Annotated in this window: 22 protein-coding genes, 1 tRNA gene, 1 pseudogene and 1 CRISPR repeat array (1 of these 25 only partly in view); of the genes and pseudogenes, 7 read left to right on the plus strand and 17 right to left on the minus strand. The window is 36.1% G+C overall.

Annotated elements, in window-relative coordinates:
- Window positions 1-154: 154 nt before the first annotated feature.
- The 6 genes and pseudogenes from AC5LWZ_RS06360 (at window position 155) to serC (ending at window position 7,873) form a co-directional block, all read left to right on the plus strand.
- Window positions 155-1,618 carry an aminoacyl-histidine dipeptidase gene (locus tag AC5LWZ_RS06360; protein ID WP_493463277.1) on the plus strand — a complete coding sequence of 488 codons (1,464 nt, stop codon included), beginning with the start codon at window positions 155-157 and terminating at the stop codon, window positions 1,616-1,618.
- 201 nt (window positions 1,619-1,819) lie between these two features.
- On the plus strand, window positions 1,820-2,830 hold the full coding sequence (gene argC / locus AC5LWZ_RS06365) for an N-acetyl-gamma-glutamyl-phosphate reductase (protein ID WP_065612898.1): 1,011 nt from the start codon (window positions 1,820-1,822) through the stop codon (window positions 2,828-2,830).
- A 73-nt stretch (window positions 2,831-2,903) separates the two neighbouring features.
- Complete coding sequence (argB, locus tag AC5LWZ_RS06370) at window positions 2,904-3,683, plus strand: acetylglutamate kinase (RefSeq protein ID WP_493463278.1); 780 nt, start codon at window positions 2,904-2,906, stop codon at window positions 3,681-3,683.
- 107 nt (window positions 3,684-3,790) lie between these two features.
- A pseudogene (locus AC5LWZ_RS06375) lies at window positions 3,791-5,002 on the plus strand (argininosuccinate synthase); the annotation flags it as partial.
- Between the two features lie 251 nt (window positions 5,003-5,253).
- The gene (gene argH, locus AC5LWZ_RS06380) at window positions 5,254-6,630 is read left to right on the plus strand and encodes an argininosuccinate lyase (protein ID WP_110447948.1); all 1,377 of its coding nucleotides are present in this window, start codon (window positions 5,254-5,256) and stop codon (window positions 6,628-6,630) included.
- Window positions 6,631-6,787: 157 nt separating this feature from the next.
- Window positions 6,788-7,873, plus strand: a complete 1,086-nt coding sequence (serC, locus tag AC5LWZ_RS06385; protein ID WP_198199744.1) for a 3-phosphoserine/phosphohydroxythreonine transaminase — start codon at window positions 6,788-6,790, stop codon at window positions 7,871-7,873.
- A 63-nt stretch (window positions 7,874-7,936) separates the two neighbouring features.
- Here the strand turns inward: serC and AC5LWZ_RS06390 are convergent, their stop codons facing one another.
- Complete coding sequence (locus AC5LWZ_RS06390) at window positions 7,937-8,296, minus strand: DUF4156 domain-containing protein (protein WP_493463279.1); 360 nt, start codon at window positions 8,294-8,296, stop codon at window positions 7,937-7,939.
- Between the two features lie 220 nt (window positions 8,297-8,516).
- On the opposite strand from AC5LWZ_RS06390, the gene AC5LWZ_RS06395 reads away from it, so the two are divergent.
- Window positions 8,517-8,593, plus strand: a tRNA-Ile gene (locus AC5LWZ_RS06395).
- A 292-nt stretch (window positions 8,594-8,885) separates the two neighbouring features.
- Here AC5LWZ_RS06395 and AC5LWZ_RS06400 read toward each other — a convergent pair.
- The 16 genes from AC5LWZ_RS06400 to AC5LWZ_RS06475 all read right to left on the minus strand — a co-directional run bounded on the left by AC5LWZ_RS06400 (window position 8,886) and on the right by AC5LWZ_RS06475 (window position 22,572).
- Window positions 8,886-9,104: an Ogr/Delta-like zinc finger protein gene (locus AC5LWZ_RS06400; RefSeq protein ID WP_082205083.1), complete on the minus strand. Its 219-nt coding sequence runs from the start codon at window positions 9,102-9,104 to the stop codon at window positions 8,886-8,888.
- Between the two features lie 263 nt (window positions 9,105-9,367).
- A complete protein-coding gene (locus tag AC5LWZ_RS06405; RefSeq protein WP_493463280.1) occupies window positions 9,368-10,504 on the minus strand; it encodes a contractile injection system protein, VgrG/Pvc8 family in 1,137 nt (378 codons plus the stop codon).
- A gap of 7 nt (window positions 10,505-10,511) precedes the next feature.
- Window positions 10,512-10,940, minus strand: coding sequence for a phage tail protein (locus AC5LWZ_RS06410; protein WP_065651214.1), 429 nt, complete (start codon window positions 10,938-10,940; stop codon window positions 10,512-10,514).
- 1 nt (window position 10,941) lies between these two features.
- Window positions 10,942-13,272 (minus strand): phage tail tape measure protein, encoded by a 2,331-nt coding sequence (locus AC5LWZ_RS06415; RefSeq protein ID WP_493463281.1) that lies wholly within the window; start codon window positions 13,270-13,272, stop codon window positions 10,942-10,944.
- 142 nt (window positions 13,273-13,414) lie between these two features.
- Window positions 13,415-13,537, minus strand: a complete 123-nt coding sequence (locus tag AC5LWZ_RS06420) for a GpE family phage tail protein (RefSeq protein WP_086359676.1) — start codon at window positions 13,535-13,537, stop codon at window positions 13,415-13,417.
- Window positions 13,538-13,545: 8 nt separating this feature from the next.
- Complete coding sequence (locus AC5LWZ_RS06425) at window positions 13,546-13,845, minus strand: phage tail assembly protein (RefSeq protein WP_086359675.1); 300 nt, start codon at window positions 13,843-13,845, stop codon at window positions 13,546-13,548.
- 65 nt (window positions 13,846-13,910) lie between these two features.
- Entirely contained in the window at window positions 13,911-14,423 is a 513-nt protein-coding gene (locus AC5LWZ_RS06430; RefSeq protein WP_065651211.1) for a phage major tail tube protein, read from the minus strand.
- A 13-nt stretch (window positions 14,424-14,436) separates the two neighbouring features.
- Window positions 14,437-15,612, minus strand: coding sequence for a phage tail sheath protein (locus AC5LWZ_RS06435; protein ID WP_493463282.1), 1,176 nt, complete (start codon window positions 15,610-15,612; stop codon window positions 14,437-14,439).
- Window positions 15,613-15,823: 211 nt separating this feature from the next.
- Window positions 15,824-16,432, minus strand: coding sequence for a tail fiber assembly protein (locus AC5LWZ_RS06440; RefSeq protein ID WP_493463283.1), 609 nt, complete (start codon window positions 16,430-16,432; stop codon window positions 15,824-15,826).
- A gap of 15 nt (window positions 16,433-16,447) precedes the next feature.
- The gene (locus tag AC5LWZ_RS06445) at window positions 16,448-17,752 is read right to left on the minus strand and encodes a phage tail-collar fiber domain-containing protein (RefSeq protein WP_493463284.1); all 1,305 of its coding nucleotides are present in this window, start codon (window positions 17,750-17,752) and stop codon (window positions 16,448-16,450) included.
- Window positions 17,753-18,036: 284 nt separating this feature from the next.
- The gene (locus AC5LWZ_RS06450) at window positions 18,037-18,642 is read right to left on the minus strand and encodes a tail fiber assembly protein (protein WP_493463285.1); all 606 of its coding nucleotides are present in this window, start codon (window positions 18,640-18,642) and stop codon (window positions 18,037-18,039) included.
- 17 nt (window positions 18,643-18,659) lie between these two features.
- The gene (locus AC5LWZ_RS06455) at window positions 18,660-20,093 is read right to left on the minus strand and encodes a phage tail-collar fiber domain-containing protein (RefSeq protein ID WP_493463286.1); all 1,434 of its coding nucleotides are present in this window, start codon (window positions 20,091-20,093) and stop codon (window positions 18,660-18,662) included.
- On the minus strand, window positions 20,090-20,695 hold the full coding sequence (locus AC5LWZ_RS06460; RefSeq protein WP_493463287.1) for a phage tail protein I: 606 nt from the start codon (window positions 20,693-20,695) through the stop codon (window positions 20,090-20,092). Before AC5LWZ_RS06460 ends, AC5LWZ_RS06455 begins: the two co-directional genes overlap by 4 nt.
- Window positions 20,685-21,596 carry a baseplate J/gp47 family protein gene (locus tag AC5LWZ_RS06465; protein ID WP_493463288.1) on the minus strand — a complete coding sequence of 304 codons (912 nt, stop codon included), beginning with the start codon at window positions 21,594-21,596 and terminating at the stop codon, window positions 20,685-20,687. Before AC5LWZ_RS06465 ends, AC5LWZ_RS06460 begins: the two co-directional genes overlap by 11 nt.
- Window positions 21,584-21,937 carry a GPW/gp25 family protein gene (locus AC5LWZ_RS06470; protein WP_086359666.1) on the minus strand — a complete coding sequence of 118 codons (354 nt, stop codon included), beginning with the start codon at window positions 21,935-21,937 and terminating at the stop codon, window positions 21,584-21,586. The genes AC5LWZ_RS06465 and AC5LWZ_RS06470 overlap by 13 nt, the downstream gene beginning before the upstream one ends.
- Entirely contained in the window at window positions 21,934-22,572 is a 639-nt protein-coding gene (locus AC5LWZ_RS06475; protein WP_493463289.1) for a phage baseplate assembly protein V, read from the minus strand. Before AC5LWZ_RS06475 ends, AC5LWZ_RS06470 begins: the two co-directional genes overlap by 4 nt.
- A gap of 264 nt (window positions 22,573-22,836) precedes the next feature.
- A CRISPR array of direct repeats spans window positions 22,837-23,343; the repeat unit is 28 nt; unit sequence GTTCACTGCCGTGTAGGTAGTTTAGAAA (it continues 121 nt past the right edge of the window).

The raw sequence follows: 23,343 nt of genomic DNA on the forward strand, positions 1-23,343 counted from the left end.
ACATGTGTAACCTGCAATTTTAATCGAATATACGAATTTAATAAATTAATATTAATGGGCTAAAAATAGATGTAAAATTGCACCTTATTATAGAGTGGTTAGATAAAAAAAACCACTTATTAATTCGTTACCCACCTAATATTGAGGATAAAATATGCTATCGACCTTAAATCCAAAATTTGTTTGGCAGATTTTTAATGATATTTGTAAAATTCCCCATCCTTCACATCATGAACAAATGATAACTAAATATATAGTCGATTTTGCAACCACTCATCATATTGACTGTCAGCTAGATAAAGCCGGTAATGTTTTACTGCGTAAAGCTGCATCTAAAGGTATGGAAGATTGTCCATCAATTGCTTTGCAAGCTCATATGGATATGGTTCCGCAAAAAAATGAAGGTACTCAGCATGATTTTCTTGTTGATCCAATTCAAGCTTATGTTGATGGTGATTGGGTCAAAGCTAAAGGAACCACATTAGGTGCAGATAATGGAGTAGGTTTGGCATCAGCCTTGGCGGTATTAATTGATCCTTCTGTTGAACATGGCCCTCTTGAAGTATTAGTTACTACTTCGGAAGAGACGGGGATGCATGGCGCTTTCGGTCTACAACCAAATTGGTTGAAAAGTCATTATTTGATCAATACTGATTCAGAAGATGAAGGCGAAATTTTTACTGGCTGTGCTGGAGGTGTTGATTTTACGACCAGTTTTGCCATCACATATGCGGTAATGCCAGAAACACATGATTGCTATATTCAACTCTCGCTAAAAGGTTTGAAAGGTGGTCATTCTGGTTGTGATATTCATCTTGGCCGCGGTAATGCAATAAAATTACTGGCAAGATTTTTAGCGGAATATGGACAAGATATCTCATATCGATTAGCAGACATAAGAGGTGGTTCTTTACGTAATGCAATACCTCGAGAAGCATTTGCTGAATTAACCTTAAATAAACAAGATTTACCAAAACTAGAACAGATTGTTAACCAATATAAATCTATTTTACAAAATGAGTTTGGACAGGTAGAACCCAATATAGAATTAACCTTAAAAGAGGTTAATAGTGATCATATTAAACGAGTCATCGCCGTTGAACAGCAAAGTAAAATTGTCAATTTATTAAATGTTGCGCCAAATGGTATGGTGAGTATGAGTAGCCAAATTCATGGTGTTGTTGAAACATCTTTAAATCTGGGGATTGTAAGTATTAGCGATAATCAACTGAACGTTAATTTCTTAATCCGTTCTCAAGTTGATAGTGCGAAAGATGCAGTCGTTGCAACATTAATCTCGTTAAGCCAATTAGTGAATGCCAATTACGAAATTAGTGGTGGCTATTCGGGCTGGGAGCCTAATTTAAATTCTAGTCTTTTACAATTAGCTAAAGATAAATATCAAGAGATTTTCTCTAAACAAGCAAAAATTATGGTGATCCATGCTGGATTAGAATGTGGTCTATTTAAACAGTCTTATCCGGATATGGATATGATATCCATTGGCCCGACAATTGTTTCACCTCATTCACCTGATGAAAAAGTTAATATTCAAAGTGTTTATCGTTATTGGGAACTACTCATAGCAATCTTAAAATCTGCCAGCTATCTAAAATAATCATTAATCCTCCTCCTACAGATCTAATGTGTAGGAGGAGGACATTTTCACCTCACTGCTAAAGTTTAAAATCGTGGCAGTAATTGTCTTTTTTGAAAATAAATTCACAAAAAGTGAATAAAAATTCAATTTTCTCTTGTTTTGTTGCTTTAAATCGCCTACTATACTGCATAAAAATCTGAATGATAGATAAGGAAAGATATGTTAAAAGCAATAATTGTTGGGGCGAGTGGTTATGCAGGTGCAAAATTAGCTTACTATTTAACAAAACATCCAAATATTGAATTAGTCGCTTTAACGGTATCAGAAAATAGCCTTGATGCAGGAAAACTTATTTCTGATAGATTTTTATACCCGCAATTGAAAGGTGTTGTTGATTTACCTTTAATTGCTACGGCTGATTATTCTTCTCTTGTTAAAGATATTGATATTGTATTTTTAGCTACTGAACATTCTGTTAGTCACGATATCGCACCATTTTTTCTTGAAAATGGTTGTACAGTATTTGATTTATCGGGTGCTTTTCGAGTCAATTCTCCCTCGTTTTATACCCAATTTTATGGTTTTGAACATCAACATCAACAGTGGTTAGATAAAGCTGTTTATGGTTTAGCTGAATGGAATTTTGATGCGATAAAAAATGCGCAATTAATCGCTGTACCAGGTTGTTATCCAACCGCATCGCAACTACCACTAAAACCGTTAATTGAAGAAGATTTACTAGACAAAAGGCAATGGCCTGTCATCAATGCTGTGAGTGGCGTTAGTGGTGCAGGCCGTAAACCTTCCACAAATAATCTATTTTGTGAGGTTAGCTTACATGCTTATGGCATATTTACTCATCGTCATCAACCTGAAATTGCGACACATTTAGGGCAGGAAGTTATTTTTACTCCTCATTTAGGTTGTTTTAAAGATGGTATCCATGCCACTATCACCTGTCAGGTGAAAGAAGGGGTGAGTGAGGAAGATATTCTTACCGCATTAAATAAATATTATGATGATAAGCCATTAGTAAGAGTTTACCAAAAACAATGGCCAGCCCTAAAATCGGTAATTGGCTTACCTTATTGTGATATTGGTTTTGTGCTTAAAGGCCAACATCTGATTTTAATCTCTGTGGAAGACAATTTATTAAAAGGTGCAGCTGCGCAAGCAGTTCAATGTATGAATATTCGATTTGGTTTTGATGAAACAACAGCCTTATTATAAAGATAGATAATAATTTGTTAATGATGACAAGTTTATATCAGTGAACATTTATTAGAGTGAATAGGAAATAAAAATGAAACCATTGATTATTAAGTTTGGCGGTGTATTACTCGATAATAAAGATGCATTAAGTAAATTATTTATTGTTATTAGCGAATACAAAAAAAATTTTAAACGTCCTTTAATTATTGTTCATGGTGGTGGTAGTGTGGTTGATTCATTAATGGATCGACTCTCCTTACCGGTCGTTCGACGTAATGGTTTACGCGTTACACCGGCAGATCAAATAGATGTGATTGTTGGTAGCCTTGCCGGTAGTGCGAATACCACAATTTTGTCAGAAGCTAAAAAATTACAAATAGCCAGTATTGGACTCTGCTTAGCCGATGGTGATAGCGTTAAAGTTAAGCAAATTTCTGAAGAGTTAGGTTATGTAGGTGAAGCCGAACAAGGCGATCCTGCCTTAATCAATTTACTCCTTACTAATGGTTATTTACCTATTGTTAGTTCAATTGGGATTACCGATGAAGGCAAGATGATGAATGTCAATGCCGATCACGCAGCTGTTGCCTTGGCAAAAACTTTAGATGCAGATTTAATTTTACTATCTGATGTATCTGGTGTTTTAGATGAAAACAAACAATTAATCGAATCGTTAACGCAAGCTGAGGCAGATCATCTAATTGCTCAAGGAACTATTACCGATGGAATGATCGTAAAAGTGAATTCTGCTTTTGAAGCGGCTAAAACATTAGGCCGACCAATAGATATCGCAAGCTGGAAAGAATCAGATAAACTCATTGAATTATTTAATGGAAAATCAGGTATAACGGGTACAAGAATTATTGCTTAAACATAAATCAGTCAGTATATTAAACAAGTATATTTATTGTTAGATATACTTGGCTTAGTGTTTAAAACATTTATTTTTTTCGTCAGTAAATTATGAAAGGGTATAACATGAAAAAAAGTGCAACAAAAAAAGTAGTTTTAGCCTATTCGGGTGGCTTAGATACATCAGCTATTATTCCTTGGTTAAAAGAGAATTATGGCGATTGTGAAGTTTATGCTTTAGTCGCCAACGTTGGACAAGATCCTAAAGAACTAAAAGATGTGGAAAAAAAGGCCAAAGCATCTGGCGCAGTAGCATGTAAAGTTGTTGATTTACGCGAAGAGTTTGTTAAAGACTATGTTTACCCTGTTTTAAAAACTGGCGCATTATATGAAGGAACGTATTATCTTGGTACTTCAATGGCTCGCCCAATCATCGCTAAAGCTCAAGTTGAATATGCATTAGAAGTTGGTGCTGATACCCTTTGTCATGGTGCGACCGGTAAAGGTAATGACCAAGTCCGTTTTGAAACAACTTATACCGCTTTAGCACCACAACTAAAAGTTATTGCACCATGGCGTGAATGGGATTTACGTTCACGTGAAGCGTTAATTGACTATCTAAAAGTGAGAAAAATTCCTACTACAGCAACAGTTGAAAAAATTTACAGCCGTGATGAAAACGCATGGCATATTTCAACCGAAGGTGGAGTGTTAGAAAGCACTTGGAATCAAGCCAATGCTGATTGTTGGGCATGGACTGTATCACCAGAAGATGCACCAGATGAAGCAGAATTTGTCACTATTGGTATTGAAAAAGGCGAAGTTGTTGCCGTTAATGGAAAAATATTATCACCATATAACTGTGTAGCCACGCTGAATAAAATTGGTTCAAAACATGGTGTAGGTCGAGTAGATATTATTGAAAACCGTTTAGTCGGCATCAAATCGCGTGGTTGTTACGAAACCCCTGGCGGAACTATCATGATGACTGCGTTACGTGGTTTAGAACAACTGATCTTAGATCGTGATAGCTTCAAATGGCGTGAACAACTTGGTTTAGAAATGGCTTATGTTGTTTATGATGGTCGCTGGTTTGCACCATATCGTCGTTCTCTTCAAGCCGCTGCAGAAGTGTTAGCAGAAGATATGACTGGTGAAGTTGTAGTTAAACTTTATAAAGGTAATGCAACCGCAGTACAGAAGAAATCACCAAATAGCTTATATAGCGAAGAGTTTGCAACGTTTGGTGAAGATGAGGTTTACGATCACAGTCATGCCGGTGGCTTTATTCGTCTATTCTCTCTATCTTCACGCATCCGTGCTTTAAATGAAGGTAAGAAAAATCAGCCGACTAAAAAAGCTAAATCGGCAGCGAAAGAAACCACAAAATCAAAAAGTAATACTAAAACTAAAAAGTAATTTTTAAGACTTTTTAGCTAGATATAAAACCTAATATATACAGACTTAGGTCTGTATATATTTTTCGGTAGTATCGTTAGTTATAGATAAACTTATCATTAAAATTATTAAAAAAACGATAAATTTTTAATCGTTTAAGATTGATTTGAAATAAAACATTTGAGGTGATTATGGCGTTATGGGGTGGGCGTTTTAGCCAGGCAGCAGATCAAAGATTTAAACACTTTAATGATTCTCTGCGCTTTGACTATCGGCTTGCAGAGCAAGATATCATTGGATCAATTGCATGGTCGAAAGCATTGGTCACTGTGAACGTTTTATCTCATGATGAACAACAACAGTTAGAACAAGCGTTAAATGAATTATTGAGTTCGGTACGACAAGATCCGCAGCAGATCTTACAAAGTGACGCTGAAGATATTCATAGTTGGGTAGAACAAAAACTAATAGAAAAAGTCGGTGATTTAGGTAAAAAACTTCATACAGGTCGCAGTCGTAATGATCAGTCAACTACCGATCTAAAATTATGGTGTAAAGATGAAATTGCTCATCTTATCTCTGCTATCAATCAATTACGTAAAACACTGGTGTTAACTGCAGAACAACATCAAGATGCGGTTATGCCTGGTTATACTCACTTACAACGTGCTCAACCAATAACTTTTGCGCATTGGTGTTTAGCGTATTATGAAATGTTAACGCGTGATGAAAGTCGTTTACAAGATACTCTAAAACGCTTGGATGTTAGTCCTTTAGGCTGTGGTGCTTTAGCCGGTACAGCTTATCCTATGGATCGTGATATGTTAGCCAACTGGTTAGGTTTCGCAACTGCAACCAATAATAGCTTGGATACGGTGTCTGATAGGGATCATGTGCTTGAACTACTCAATAATGCATCAATCGGTATGGTGCATTTATCACGTTTTGCTGAAGATTTAATTATTTTTAATAGTGGTGAAGCGGACTTCGTTGAATTATCTGACCGCGTTACTTCAGGATCTTCATTAATGCCGCAGAAAAAAAATCCAGATGCATTGGAATTAATTCGCGGTAAAGCAGGGCGAGTGGTTGGCGCATTAACAGGAGCATTAGTCACATTTAAAGGATTACCTCTGGCATATAATAAAGATCTACAAGAAGATAAAGAGCACTTATTTGATGCACTTGACAGTTGGCAAGCGTGTTTAGATATGGCGGTATTAGTACTTGAAGATATAAAAATCAATTACCAAAATTGTCAAAGTGCTGCCAAACAAGGTTATTCTAATGCGACAGAACTTGCTGATTATCTTGTGGCTAAAGGCATTCCATTTAGACAAGCGCACCATATTGTTGGTGAGGCGGTAGTAGGAGCGATTGCGAAACAAAAAGCATTAGAAGAGCTAACTATAGATGAATTAAAACAATACAGCCAAGTCATTGAGGATGATGTTTATTCTATATTATCTTTAGAATCTTGCTTAGCGAAACGATCTGCAAAAGGTGGCGTATCACCGCAACAAGTAAAATTCGCCATCGAAAACGCTAAACAGCAACTAGCTCTCTAAATTTCATTTTCTTTGCGACAAATGCCGACTATTGTCGGTATTTTTATGCTTCAAAAACCCCGTTCCTCAAAATTTTTTGCTAAAAATCTGATTGTATATTGGTTCATAGAGTGTAAAAATAGATTTTCTATTTTTTGATGGATGAAAGTGAATCGCAATGAGTAAAAGTTATAATTTTAGTGCAGGCCCAGCCAAACTACCGGCGGATGTTTTAAAGCAAGTACAAGCTGAATTATTAAATTGGCAAAACACCGGTGCATCGGTGATGGAACTAAGTCATCGAGGTAAAGAATTTGATGCATGTGCGATTGAAGCAACTAATGACCTTCGTGATCTTTTAAATGTACCAGAAAATTATAAAATCTTATTTTGCCAAGGTGGAGCTAGAGCTCAGTTTGCTGCTGTACCATTAAATATTTTAGCTAATAATACTCACGCTGATTACATCAATAGTGGCTATTGGAGTCAGTGTGCAGCGAAAGAAGCGGCAAAATATTGTAATGTAATTGAGAAAAATGTCGTTATCAAAAATGCAGGAATAACCTCGATCAAACCAATGTCTGAATGGCAATTAAGCGATAACAGTGCTTATGTTCATTATTGTCCCAATGAAACCATTGATGGCGTTGAAATATTTGAACAACCTGACTTTGCCGATAAAACTGTCGTAGCAGATTTATCTTCTTGTATTTTATCACAACCTATCGATGTTAAGCGTTACGGTATTATTTATGCCGGTGCACAGAAAAATATCGGCCCATCAGGAATTACTATTGTCATTGTTCGTGAAGATCTGATTGGTTATGCGCAAAAAGTCTTACCTTCGGTACTTGATTACAAAATATTATTAGATCATGATTCAATGTTTAATACTCCACCAACTTTTGCTTGGTATATGTCAGGTTTAGTCTTCAAATGGATTAAGAGTTTAGGTGGCTTAAGTGCGATGCAACAACGAAATCAAGCAAAAGCACAATTACTTTATCAATTTATTGATCAGTCTGATTTTTACCGCAATACTGTAGCGGTAAACAATCGTTCCATTATGAATGTAACCTTTTTATCGCCAAATGAAGAACTCGATAAAAAGTTTGTTAGTGAGGCTACTCAAGCGAATATTATTGGCATTAAAGGTCACCGAATTGCAGGCGGAATGCGCGCATCAATTTACAATGCAATGGAAATTGAAGGTGTCAAATACCTTATTGAATTTATGCAACAGTTTGAAAAGCAAAATGGCTAATTATTTTGGTAAATTTTACTAAAAAGGGATATCAATATATCCCTTTTTTTATTTGCTGATTAGCTATTTACAGCTGAAAACTTCACCAACCATAACAGCATCTGTTGGTGCAATATCAGAAACATATTGTAAAGATGCATCTTGTGCATTATAAATTACGTTACCACCCATAGCTGCAGCCTTATTCATTAAATCAGTTGCTGCATCACGGATTAATTCACTATGCGTTTTTAAGCCAGAAAAGAAAGTACTGCGACGACCTTCAGCTTTACCAATAAATTGACAGGTCTCTGCTGGTTTAGTATCAATAAATTGAACTTGGCGACCAGCCGAGGTAGCTTGATAATCTGAATTACTACAACCATTTAAAAATAAAGTCATTGACAGCGCAGCACTAATAAAAAGAGTTTTTTTGATAGACATAATATTTCCTCAACCAATAAACGAACATGAGTAATGATAATATAAAACATTGTATCAGGATAATTGATTAAAAAATATCGCTTATTATAAATGATGCTATTATGACAAATGTCAGCTTAATAATTAACCAAATCAACCTATTTAATTAATTAATTGTAGCAAATTAATTTTAACTCTATTATAATCGCAACCCTACTAAGTCAGTAGTACATCAAAACATGGCCCCTTAGCTCAGTTGGTCAGAGCAGTCGACTCATAATCGATTGGTCACTGGTTCAAGTCCAGTAGGGGCCACCATCAAATTTGTTTAAATTCAATTGTTTACCTACTTTTATAATGTTTAGTTTGTCGAGTTATTTTATGCTGTGGCGATAAAATGGCGGTTGATATTATGCTTATTTTACGGTTTAATCTTGCTAGTTAGTAGTTAGTAGTTAGTAGTTAGTAGTTAGTAGTTAGTAGTTAGTAGTTAGTAGTTAGTAGTTAGTAGTTAGTAGTTAGTAGTTAGTAGTTAGTAGTTAGTAGTTAGTAGAGGCAGTGCTAGGAATAGGATGGGCCAGATTGCTATGAGATGCAACCTGGTGATGTTTTAGGCTTTTTTGGCGTGTCGGCTATATGGCGAAATAGGAATGTTGACTTTTGGATCTGGAATTGCGCTTGGTACAATTGTTTCAGATATTGATTGCATTGCAGTAAATGTATGCCCACAATATATGTTGGAGCATTGATAATACTGTTTGCGAGTTAAGTTACTAATTTCTTCACTAGATCGTATAAATGTTTTGTTTCGGCAATGTGGACATTTCATGTGACAAACCTCTTTTTATTAAGCTTAGATTAATTTTACATTAATTTAAGTTTAAGTCTAGTTTTTTTGTATTTTTGTTTTTATACAATTTTACTGGGGTTTTTATTTAATGGCGGTAAAGTTTAGCTGAACCATAACTTGGTTAATTATTAATTTAAGTTGTTTTTTTAATTGAGTGATGACTCTTTGTGGGAGTCATCATTTGATAGGCATCAAACTATAGATTAATTTTGCTAAGATTATTTCATTACTTTTTTAAGGCTTTAATTATATATATTTTCATAACTTTCTTCCTCTGGTTTAATCTCTAATTCTACTTCAGTTGTGAATCCACCACTTTTATTTAATGAATGTGAACATTTAGCAATGGTCCATTTGGTTGAATTTATTTCTGGTTTAAATCCATCCACTTCAACAGGCATTTCAGTAAATAAATCGGGACGACCTAGTGCTAGTTTAAGTTTAAATTGTGCTATTCCTTGTTCAATTTTTTTCAATTCACTTTTAGCCGCTTCTATTGCACTTTTTTCATTTGCATAAACATATCTAAGTTCTTTGATTTTACCTTTCATTTCTTCTTTTTCGGCTTTTTTCTTATCAACACCCTCTACGTGAGTTTTACTTTTTTCAATCTGTTGTTTATAAATAATTTTGTACGGTTTTTTGGTGGGATGTCTATAACTATACCAATAGGCTTTTACACCTTGATATTGACTATCGATGATGGTGTAGCTGTGTGAATTTCCTGACTGTCTTTTGATTTTAGCTAGGGGGATTTTTTTGCCATTTACAGTTATCCCTTGGCCTTTATTAAATGCTATTAAGATATCATTTTTAACCGTTACGCCTCCGCCATAATCATTAACTAAGCGAGTAAGAAAAGAACTATCTGTTTCTTTTGTTTGGTCAATATGTGAGATATATTTGGAACCTAACAGTTTATCACAGCGATAACTTAAATTTCTGCGTTTAGCAATAATTGCGATTATATCGCCTAAGGTGAGATCGTGATAAGATTTTTCGAGAACTTCATTGTTGATTTTATCTAATTCATTAGCACTATCTCCTTGTATAGTAATGACATCTGGTGTACCAGAATGGGTAACTTGCTTGATGGTGAATACATTTTTTATATTTGCATCAAAGATCACCGCTTCTTGATCGTCCAGCGTGGTTTTTTTGTTATCAGCTTTCCAACCAAGGGTAATTTCCAATTTAGCACCTCGAGTGGGTAAATTAACTTTCTGATCGGAATCATCAATGACTATGCTAATTGTATCTGCTTGAAAGCCATTATTGTCGACATAAGTCATTGAGATAAGACGATTGTCAAATTTTTTGGTAATGTCTTGTTTCTTGTTATCATCTAATAAGATAATTTTGTAAAATGGACTTGCCATGTTATACCTATATAATAATATCAATAATATCTTTGATTGCGCCTTCACCAAAGAAGTCAGGAATATCGACTTTAGTCAGGTTTATCGTGAAATCGATTTTTAGTGGTGAGCCATGACGATTTAGTTCGGTATAGGTTTTCTCAACACTATTTAATACAAAAAAGCCAAGCGGAACACCGTCACCTTCAATTAGTGGCATTGGTATGGATAAATATGCCATGCGTTCTAAGACTTCAAGGCTGACTCTGCCATGGGTTATTTCGCTGTATACTGAACCAGATAAACTTATTGTTTCGTTATTAGGTCCGGTAAACTGTAATGCTGAGCGTTTGTTGACTCTATTATTACTTGCCCAGTTCCAACTTTTGTTTATTCTCATATTTTTGTAAGGTAATGTTTTTAAGCAGAAAACAAAAAAGCCATAACACATCATCATTTTAGTAGATATCCCTTAAACTGCTTCTAATTTGAAATAATTGTTGTTGTTCTCGACGATCAAGTTCTTGAGTGATAACTTTGACTAACTCTTGTTCATTCATGCCTGGTGCTGCATTAATGGTAATATAATATTGTGAGGTTCCTCCTTGAATATTACCCATACCTGGATTGGCGATAGAATTTGTGCTATTATTCATGCCATTAAATGGCATTTGTGGCGCAGTAGTCGTCACTTTGTCAGCAAATTTACTCATTGAATCTAAAGCTAAATCTTGCGTTCCATCAATCCCAATTTGATAGCCTTCAATAGTGTTAACACCAAATTCTTTAAAGATTTTCGATGGTGAATTAATTCCTAGTTTTGATTTGAACCAACCGCATATATTACTAGCGACATCTGATATGCTATCTTTTAAACTGTTCCAGGCATTTTTGATTCCATTTATAAGTCCGTCGATGATATCACTACCGAATTTAGCAAACATGGTTAGTAGTCCATTTTCACCCGTGAAAAGTTCTTTTATTTTGTTTGGTATTTCAGCCATTTTGTCAGGTAGTGTCATGATAAGATCCCATGTGTCACCGACTATTTTTGCAAGACTTTCAAATAGTTTTATTGGTGCCATTAGAATGCTACCAACAACTGAACCAAAAGATGCTCCGGTCGATTTACAACTTTCAAACTGTTCATCTGTTAATTTCATTGGTGATAATAATTCACTAAACCAGTTGATTACGCCGCCTATTGCATCACCTATAGCGGTAAATATCGGACCTAAGAATGAGAAAGCATCAATAACTGGCTGTATTTCATTGGTGAGTCCTTGCCAGAAACCAGTGAAGAATGCGCTGATTGGCTCCCAGAATTTTCGAATTACTAGTGCTGCCGCGGCAATAGCCATAACGACAAGGCCGATAGGGTTAAGTAAAAATGCTCGACCAACTGTCGTGATAACGGTGCCTAAACCTTGAAATGCACTGGTTAAGGTTTTAATTGGAATTTCTCCTAATGCACCTAATGCGGTACTTGCCATGGAGGTGATTGAAATAATTTCCATAAAGGTAGCAACAAAAGTAGGGTGGTTATTTACCCATTGCTGAGTATTTGCCATGAGATCTGTTAACCATGGCATTGCACTAACTATTGGTCCTTGCATGGACCCACCCATAGAACTTGAGATATTAGTTAGTGTGGCTTTTAATATTTCAAATTGTGACGCAAAACTTTTACTGTCAATATCGGCTTTTATTTGTAAAGAACCCATGGCATTGGGGTTATTAATTACTGATTGTTGTTGGGTGAGTAAAGGCAAATTATTGGTAAGTTTGCCGGTGTTTTGCGCCTGTTCGCTACCAAATAACTGACTAAGGATTTCTGTTTGTTGGGTTGTATTCTGTTGTTTAATGGTTGTTAGTACTTTTTGTATTGTGTCAATGGCATCGATTGACATATTTTTTTCTATTTGTGTGGCATCAAATCCAAGTGATTGTAATGTTTGTTGGAATTGCTCCGATTGCGTTGTCGCTTTTGATAAACTGTTGACGATAGCATTGGTGGCGGCAATCGCACCATCTGGTTTTATATTCATGTTTAAAAATGCTGAATTTAATGCCATAACTTGTTTGAAATCGAGTTTATCAGCAATATCATCCATACTTTTTAGTGAACTTATGATATCTGCTGCATTAGCATCGGTGTTATCACTTAGGTAATTAATGGTGTCGGATAAGTTTTCAATATTTTCTATTGGAATATTAAATAATTTGGCAATTTCACTCATATCTGTGGCTAATTCTTTTGCCGGTAAGCCAAATGTATTGGCTGAAATTGCCGAGATTTTGGTAAAGTTTAGCAGTTGTTTATGTTGTTCGCTTATAGGATCGCTTTGTTTAGTTAGCCCTAATTTGGCATTGGATTCTACCTGTTCAGCAATATCTAATGCTCCTTTGGCAGTTGGTATTTGTTGACTTAGTGATTGAATTTGTTCTTTCATGCTGTCAAATAGTTTAGTCGGTTTTCCTTGTAGGTCATATAGCCCTTTAACTTGTCTAGCGACTTTATTCATAGCTTGTTCAAGTTCAATAAAGGAGCCAACCGAACTTAATATTGGTTTACCAAGATTTGTGCCAAACTCTTTTAGTTTTTCACTTTTCGAGATTCTTTTTTCTTCATCATCGGAATTTTTGTCAGCAATTTTTGCATTAACCTGTTCATTAATATTTTTTTCCTGACTTGTTTCAGAAGACTTGGTTTTATACTGAGGCTTGTTTGTATTATTTCCCTTGTATCTATTATTTTTTTTTGATTTTTTGTTAAAATTTTTGGCCATAATTAATAAACTTTTATTTTCTGATTTTGATTAATGATGTTTATGTTGAGCGCATTAATTAAGTACTGATTCGATTATTTAAATTATTTAAAAATCAATATAGTCAAACGGTACCTTTTATTTTGGATAATTTTGGTAATGATTATTCAGGATTATTGGTACCGTTTCTGACGCGAGCATGCTCTCGCCATTCCATAAGTTCAGATAAGTTTAATTCATCCATGGCAGACGGTTGCCAGTGAAAGATTAGCGCAATATCTGCCATTGCCTCCTCTACTCGGTTGGGGATTCCTTGTTGGCATCGTTCGAGTTCTGGGACAAAAAATTGATTACCTCTTTAGTGATTTCTGATAAGTCAATTAAATCTAAATTAAATACTTCATGTTCAGCAATTGATGGAGTAGTAATGCGTGGTAATACTTTTGCTAATGAGTCGATATCTAAATCAATAAATTCGATTAATTTAACGCCACGTAAATCACCAGTTAAAGGTTTGCGGACAGTAATTTCGTTTATGGTTGTTTTACCTGATTTTAGTCCAGTTTTTAACGTAATTTTTTTGCTGATAGTCATTTGTTTTCCCTCGTAAGAAGCCCTTGCGGGCTTTTTTATTTAAATGGTTAATTTTAAATTAATTGTTATAGTCCAATGGCACTGCGTGCTTTGGATAAACGATCTTCGCCGTTTACTTTGTCGATCATGTTGATAAGGTCGATTTCTGTAATCTCTTCGTTGTTGATGATCTCTTTATAGTAAGTACATTGCGTAGTGATTTTGGTCGAGTTGCTTTCACCTTGTTTTAGTTCACCACGGTCTTGTTCTTTATGACGTCCGTTAACGATGATTTCGACTTTAATAAAATCTTCACTATCATCTTTTTGGTAAGCACCAGCAAAACGTAATGTAACGCCATTGAGTAAGCCGCCATGCTGTTTTAGCACTTCATGAGCTAACCCACCGATTGTCCATTCAACATTTAATGCATCATCTTCATATCCCATGTCGATTGGTACACTACCAGGCATACCTGCACCACGATAGTTTTCAAATTTTCGGGTTAGTTTTGGTGGTGTGAATGATTCGACTTCACCAGCAAAAGATGTCCCGTTGACATAGACGTTAAAGTATTTGAGTTTTTTAGGTAGAGCCATTTAATTGTTCTCCTTAGTTAGTGGCGACTGAATTAGCCAGCTCAACCAAATATTTATCGGTAATGCGTTGGCGTAACATAAGATTTTCAAGTGGCGGGACAGGGGTATAATCATAATCGATATATAATTTGCCTGCTTTTAGAATGTCTGCTGTATTAGCTTCAGGATCAAACCATGCTTTACCATCAATAATGTAGCCGTTAGATTTTAATTCACGGAATTTATTATTGATTGATTCAATTAAATCTTTAATTAAAGAAGCATGCATTGGAGCATCAACTAATTGGAATTGAGCTTCAGCGATAGTGTCAGCTAATACTTGTGCAGTACGAGTGTAGTTTTCAAACGCAAATAATGTATCAGCAGAACAGGTACGAGAGCCCCAGAAGCGATAGCCTTGATTGCAAATTAAAGTTGTTACATCGTGTTCGTTTAAGTAATTTGAATCTGAGCTTTCTTCTTGCAAATCCCAAAATACATCGTTAGAAATGCCTGTGACGCCATTGACAGGAACATTTGATAATGTTTTATGCCAGCCAACTTTTTGGTCGATTTGGGCACGTAGACCTAACGCTCTAGCCGTTGCAGCTAAAGTAACATTTTGTTTTTGTGTGGTATCAAAGCCGACAAAATCAGGCCAAATTACCATCGCTTCTCGAGCTCCTAATTTATCGCGATAAAGTACTGCTTGCTCTTTGGTTTTAGCGCCATAAGCAGAAACATAACAAAAGGCACGTAATTTTTGTGCTAATGAAACTAGCGCAGTAGAAACTGGTAATGAGTCATAACCAGGTACACCTAAAATACGTGGTTTTACTTTCAATTGCGTTTGTGCTGAAAGTAGTGCTTTCATACCAGTATATTTGCCGTCTTCAGTCGTGGTACCAATAATATTTGCTTCTGTTTCTGCAACAGTTGCACCTGTTTCAACACGAACAGCAACAATAACCGGTGAACACTGATCTGCAATTGCTTCTAGTGTTGGTTTGAGTGTTCCTGTTGAGCCAGCTTTACCGATAGCAGTATTGACATTGGTAATCAAAACTGGGGTGTTAAGTGGAAAATGCGTCGCATCGGCATCATCGCCAGTACAAACAATACCAATAACAGCAGTTGATACTGTTCTGATAGAGCGTGAACCTTCATTGATTTCGATGACTCGGACGCCGTGATGATAGTCGTTAGCCATAAGTTCTCCGTTGTGGTTTACATATCGTAAAGTTAATGTACTTATCAATATTTACATATTTAAAACAAAGGAGTTAGTGATTGGATTTGTAGTGGAAATTGTTACAATTTATAGTAAAAATGTTTATCAGATAGAATGAATATAACAGGCAAAGAAACTGTCATTTACTATGCTAAATCGAATAAGTAAATGACAGTAATTGATACAAAAATTAGTTATTTGGATTATTTGGCCAATCAATATTTGGCGCTTGTTCGATATCAATGCGATTAACTAGCACACGATATTTTTTCCATTCGGCAAGTAATTGTGTTTCTTGCTCACTGGCAATCTCAGCATCAACCGCATCTTGTAAATAACTAATTTGTGCTGTTGCATCAGTAATAAGCTGATTTTTCTTAACTGAAGCTTGATTGACTTCATATTGATGCTGCTTGCTGACATCTAATTGCCATTTTTTACCATCCCAGCTATCAAATTCACTGGTTGGTTTTGATGTTGTATAGCCATCAGGGATTTCACCCACTTCTTGCATGGTCGTTTCCGCACCCGTTTCGGTTGAGTAAATTATCGTGCCACGTAAATCTTTAGGGTAGGTCCATTGTTGGCCATTGTGAATAATGGCTTGATTATCTTTAACGCTTTTTGGTGCGTCTAAATAAGCATTAGCGGGTAAACCAACGCCGATTGGTAAATATTGATAGGTGGCTTGTAAAAATTCACCTTTAGTATCAACATTATAAACAACAGCCCAGCCTGGTGAAATTGTTAAGCTGTTATTATCTAATACTGCTGATTGTGGTTGTAATTCATATTTCATTATTTTTTCTCCTATTTATTCTGCTTTAACGATATACATAAATGCGATATTGCGGGGGCGGACAACTCCAAATAGAGATGAATAGTTTTTTAATTGACTATTTGCAGAAACATCTCTCCATACAGCATAAACATTGTCCGGATAGTCATTCACAGGAACTTTGTCACAACCAATTCCTTCAGTTTTGTTTGGATTAGAAGAGTCTATATAGCGTAAACCACAAAGATCAATTCCTTTTGGATCTGTATCAGCAATTGCTAATGAGCCGCATTGAGTACTTAATAAATTTCGAGTATTATCAATACCTCGCCCATTATCCCATCCTCGAATAAATTCACCACGTAAATCTGGTAATATTCCCGTTGGGTATGCTACAGCTAATTTTGGAAATTTGCTTTTATCAAATGTTGAACCATTACATTCAAGCCAACCAGTAGGTAGTTGAATCTTAGGCCATGGCTGAGGAATACCGACTGGTAAGGCTCTGTCTCTAACAAATTTATCTAATCCACCGACTCTATCCGCTGACATATAACCATCCATCCAACCATCATGATTTACCTGCCATGCAAACCCTTTTTTTACGTTACTATACATACCCATCACGCCGTCATTTCTGATCAACGTGTAAAAGCGTTTATCTGCCGAATAGACGCGAGTCTCGTTAGAAACTGGTACGAATTTATCTGTAATTATATTTACCCGATCATTGACTTTTTTAACTGCGAGTGGCGTTGCAGCTTGGTTTTCGAGATTAGAATCAATAGCTGAATTTAATTGTACAAATCCTTTTGATTTAGTGGTGGCATTTGGGTGATTAGTTGATTTTTCATGAGCTTTCATTTTAGAAGTAATCAAATCATCCACATATTGACGAGTCGCTAATACCACTGATGGGTCGATTTTAAGCGCCACAGCATTAATATTATCAACTACAATAATCATTCGTATAATTTGTGTTCGACCACTGCCTTCTGATAGTTGAGGTTTATAGGTGGCAGGGCAATTACCAACAGCGACTAAGGTATCATTTTCATCATATAAACCAATTTCATTAATAAACCAACCGCCCTGATTTTCAGGAATGACCAACTCAGCAATAATTTGATTAGGATTTTTTTCATCAATGGTTAATGAATTTAGTGGTGCTTGATACACTTTGTGAATTAGTTTTGTTTGGCTAGCATTGGGTGTTGTCGCCTTACCATTTGCATCACCAACAGCCATCTTACTTAATTTGAGGGGAGTACCTAAAGCTGTAGCATTCGCTAGTAATACCGCCCCTTGTTGGGTAATTAACGTATAAAATTTTTGACTCATATTTTCATTCCTATAAATAAAAATTCGAATCGCCAATAAGGCGATCGAATGAGCTGATTAAGTTTGTTTTAAATGTCTAGTTTATGAATACTTTATAAAATGCATTGAATTTACATTTCATAAAATGCTTAATAAAGATAGTGACATAATCTAAAAAAGTTAGTTAATGAATGGATTTGTAATAAAATTTATTACAAGTAGCTACGATGATAACCAATAAGGGCTATAAAATATGAATAAAAAACCTTAGTGAAAATACTAAGGTTTTTGTTGATTAATTAATGCTATTTGGGTTGGCTAGGCCAATCAATATTTGGCGCTTGTTCGATATCAATGCGATTAACTAGCACACGATATTTTTTCCATTTAGCGAGTAATTGTGTTTCTTGTTCACTGGCAATTTCTGATTCGACCGCATCTTGTAAATAACTGATTTGCGCTGTTGCATCAGCAATAAACTGATTTTTCTTAGCTGAAGCTTGATTGACTTCATATTGATGCTGCTTGCTGACATCTAATTGCCATTTTTTACCATCCCAGCTATCAAATTCACTGGTTGGTTTTGATGTTGTATAGCCTTCGGGGATTTCACCCACTTCTTGCATGGTCGTTTCCACACCCGTTTCGGTTGAGTAAATTATCGTGCCACGCAAATCTTTAGGGTAGGTCCATTGTTGGCCATTGTGAATAATGGCTTGATTATCTTTAACGCTTTTCGGTGCGTCTAGATAAGCATTAGCCGGTAAACCAACGCCGATTGGTAAATATTGATAAGTGGCTTGTAAAAATTCACCTTTAGCGTCAACATTATAAACAACAGTCCAGCCTGCTGAAATAGTTAAGCCGTTATTATCTAATACTGCTGATTGTGGTTGTAATTCATATTTCATTATTTGTCTTTCCTTTATTATTCTGCTTTAACGATATACATAAATGCGACGTTGTGAGGTCGATTTTCATTTGCAACAGGGACAACACGGGATGTGTCAAAATTAATAGTTTGATGTGAACCGCCAGCATTTGATGAGCGAGCGTATGCACCTATTAGAGTGCCAGTTGTCGAAAATACTCCAAAACCAACAGGATTTAGTTCACCGGTAACAAGAGTATTTATACGTCCTGATATATTTCTAATTGCATCGCCTTGATAACTTAAAATACCTCTATTAGGATCTAATCCAGAACCGCTATCCAGTCCTCTAATAAATACGCCTCTTAAATCGGGTAATTTTCCCAATGGGTAAGTGTCAGCTAATTTTGGAAATTTGTTTTTATCAAATGTTGAACCATTACACTCAAACCATCCTGATGGCGGTGTCATTTTAGGCCATGGTTGAGGCATCCCAACAGGGATATAGTTGGAAATATTATTAGAAGTTATAAATTCACTCCAGTTATAATCACCCGTAAAATAAGGATTTTGTTTATCGGTAATAACAGATCTAAACTTAACTCGTTTGCTTTTAGTATCAATTGCTATGTCACTAAATGAGTCCAAAACATAAGAACGTATTACATGACAGAAATCAAATGGGGTGGTTCCCTGTGATTGTTCTTGACTAAATAAAAAACCACTATATTGATTTTTCGTTTCATCTATGGATTCATCACCAAGAACATGTGATACGCCAATTCCGTAGGAACGTTTAGTTAATACTGGTTGGCCTTTTATGTTTAAGGGACCAGTCATATTATCACCAGAACGTTTTACTGCGCCATTTGCTACATCATAGGCTTTTTTGACAGCTAATGGCGTTGCTGCTTGATTTTCGAGATTAGAGTCAATGGCTGAATTTAATTGTACAAAGCCTTTTGATTTTGTAGAGGCATTTGGATGATTAGTTGACTTTTCATGAGCTGTCATTTTTGCGGTAATTAAATTATCAACATATTCTCGGGTAGCCAATACCACTGCCGGATCGATTTTTAGTTGAATTGATTGGGTATTGTCGACAATAATGACCATTCTAATCACTTGTGTGCGGCCACTGCCTTCCACTAATTTAGGCTTATAGGTAGCAGGGCAGTTACCTACGGCGATTAAATTACCCTTTTCATCAAATAAGCCAATTTCATGAATAAACCAGCCGCCATCAGATTCGGGTATAACTTGTTCGACAATAATTTGATTGGGGTTTTCTTTATCGACAAATAGTGTGTTGATAGCTGCACGTCTAACTTCGTGCACTAATTTGGTTTGGTTTGCATCAGGTTTTGGTATTTTACCGTTGCCATCTCCAACTGCCATTTGAGTTATTTTAAGTGGCACGCCCAGTGCAGTAGCATTGGCTAACAATGCCGCTCCTTGTTTAGTTATAATTGTATAGTAAGTTTGATTCATGGTGTTATGCTCATAGTATCGATTAAATGAATAGTTGCGCCTAAATGGCCTTCAGATTGTGTTGTGACTGTTTCAGCAATATAAGGATAGATGTCTAAAGTATTACCATCATAACTACTGGCGCCAATGGTTAATGATCCTTTAGAGACTAATTGAATCGCCAAATTTGATAATTGACGTGATACTGGTTTTACATCATCAATTATACGACTAAGTTCGTTATAGGATTCTTCGGTTATGCCGGTATCTAATACGCCAATTTCCAGGGCAAACGAGCCTGGTGTTTGATTGTTTTGCCACCATTCGATAATTTTAATTAAATAACCAAATGGTTCTACGGCCCGGCGAATTGCGTCTTTGGTACCTTTCAGTTTATGGATCTCAAATGCTTCGGCGATAACTTTGCGTTTAATCTGCTCTGACCATTTTTCATCCCAACGATCGACACTATATTGCCATGCTAAGTAAGGGAGTAATTCATATGGACAAGTTTGTGGATCCCAAAGTGAACGTAGTGGCATTGGTGGCTCACACGCCATCGCTTGTGAAAGATTTTTTTCCAGTTTGGTTGCAGTAGGGGGGAGTAGCGTTTTATTCGCCATAACCTGCTACCTCAATCTGATAGTCTGAACAGTAACTAGCTTGTTCTCGGCTGATGATAATATCTTGTGCTGGCTCTTGAAGTTCAACACGTTGTACACCAACCGCATGTAATGCAGAAATGATTGCACTGCGACTGATTCTTCGGCCAATTCGATGCTTTTCGCTAATATAAGCTTTTAAATTATCCATGGCTGTTTTTTTTATCGGCTCTGATTCTGGTCCTGGATATAAGTAAAGTTTAGCTTTGATTTGATAGTTAATTAATTCTACCGATTTAACTGTTACCCTATCGGCAATCGGACGACGGTCATCTTGATTAACCGCTTTTTTAACAATGTCAATTAATTCATCAGAAGCTATACCATTATTGTCGCGAGCTAATATCGCTAATGTAACACATGCAGGTGAAGGACTTTCTGCTGCGGCATCTAATACTCGACCATCGGCACTTCGTGCAAAAAATTCATAAGCGGCTCGAGGGCCTGCAACTGATAATCCTTCAAATGCCGATTGAATTCGCACTCGAAAGTCACTATCAGCTTCTTTGATTTCTTTAATGGCAGGCACGACACTATTATCTTCAGCTTGAATGGTTAAACGATAAACATTAAAGTTTGCCCCTAAATTATCTAAATCCTGATCTTTGGCGTGAGCAATCATAAGTGCTTGTGACGCTTCGTTTATTCGTTGCCGTAAAAGTAGTTCATAATAGCTACTTTCTTGCAATAGCTTAACGATTGGCTCACTTTCAAATTGTAATGTTTTAGCAACTTCAAGCTGATCTTGCTCGTTATAAAGTGATAGGAATTTAGCTTTGCGACGATTAAAGATCTCCTCAAAATCTAAAGATTCAATCACATCTGGGGAAGGTAATTTTGAAAGATCTGTTAATGTGGCCATGTTGCTACCTCGATTTCGCTAGTAAATGTTTGGTTTGGTTTGTCTATTCGGGAACCGGTTATTTGTAAGGTTAATTTTTCTTTATCAGGAAATACATCGACAGCATCAAGTTTTATTCTGGGTTCCCATTGAGCAAGCGCCAATACCGTTGCCGAAATCACTCGTAATTTTGTTGCTTCTGTATTTGGATTATCTAAAAGTAAAAACAGTAACGAACCATAACTACGACGCTCAATTCTCGAACCAATCGGTGTTGTAAGAATATCTTTAATCGATTGGTTGATATGATCCATATCGTTAATTGTTCGCCCTGTTTTGCTATTCATTCCTATGTAACTCATTGCGGTTTTCCTGTTGAATCACCACCAGCTTTAACGCCAATATGGGTGTGAGAGTCTAATATAATGCCGTTCGATGATAATTGACCTTGTTTATGAATGACGTTACCTGTTAAGGTTCCTGTACTACCTTTGGCGCCACCACCGCTAGCACTAAATGATTTGAATGTTATATGATCACTACATTCAACCAATGGTGTATCAAGTTGAATTTTACTGCCAGCTTTAGCGGTGATTTGTTCACTTGCTTCAATCACAGCCGTTTTGATTCCCTTGATAGTTAATTGGCTGGTTTCTGGTTCATATTCAAATGATGCTCCATCGGGAAAGGTTACAAAATATCCATCCTCAGATTTAGATGGGGCAGGATTAGCATCACAATATATGCTAGGTAATACGCAACCTAACGAAAGGTTACCATTAGGACTTAAAATAAATACTTGTTCACCAACCGATGGCCGCCACCATGTGCGACTTTTACCAGCACGATGAGTAAACCAAGGTAACCAGGTAGTAATTAAATCACCGGTACGGACTTTAACCTGATCGCCATTGGTTTGATAAATAACACCAGGGCGGATCAGGTTTTCAATTTTTCGTAGAATGTCGACTAAGTCGGCGGGATGATAATTTTTCATAACGACTATAATGAAATTTTATCAATTAAAAATAAAGTAAGCGTAGTTGTAGTGGTTGGGGTTACAAATTTTCAATGAGTTATATTGTACTTATGGTTTATTTGGCATAACTTAATAATTAACAATCGAGTTAACCCTTTTTTCGGACTAAAAATAAAATATCTAAAAATCAATATGTTATAAAATGGCTCAAAAAAAGGGTTTTTATTGTTAAAAATAGACTTTGTCTTTTTGCCAACAACATTTATAGTATATCGGTTCCTAGTTCACTGCCGTGTAGGTAGTTTAGAAATTCACAGCCAACCAAAACCATACAAAAAAGGGGTTCACTGCCGTGTAGGTAGTTTAGAAAATGTGCGCCATGCCAAAGCTCAATGAGATCGGGTTCACTGCCGTGTAGGTAGTTTAGAAATGAAAACGAAAAGGCGATTGATGCATATATAGGTTCACTGCCGTGTAGGTAGTTTAGAAAACGTTGTGGTAATAGATGGGTCAGATAATGTAGTTCACTGCCGTGTAGGTAGTTTAGAAATATAGCTTCCCACGCACGCTACAACGCCAATAGTTCACTGCCGTGTAGGTAGTTTAGAAATTGGGGGTCAGGCAATATCAATAGGAGGGAAAGTTCACTGCCGTGTAGGTAGTTTAGAAAATCTGTAATAATCTGTCACGATGTGAAAAACTGTTCACTGCCGTGTAGGTAGTTTAGAAAATCCGTTTTAACTGCTCGCCTAATAATATTTTGTTCACTGCCGTGTAGGTAGTTTAGAA

The organism is Gilliamella sp. LMG 34362 (genome assembly GCF_984569125.1).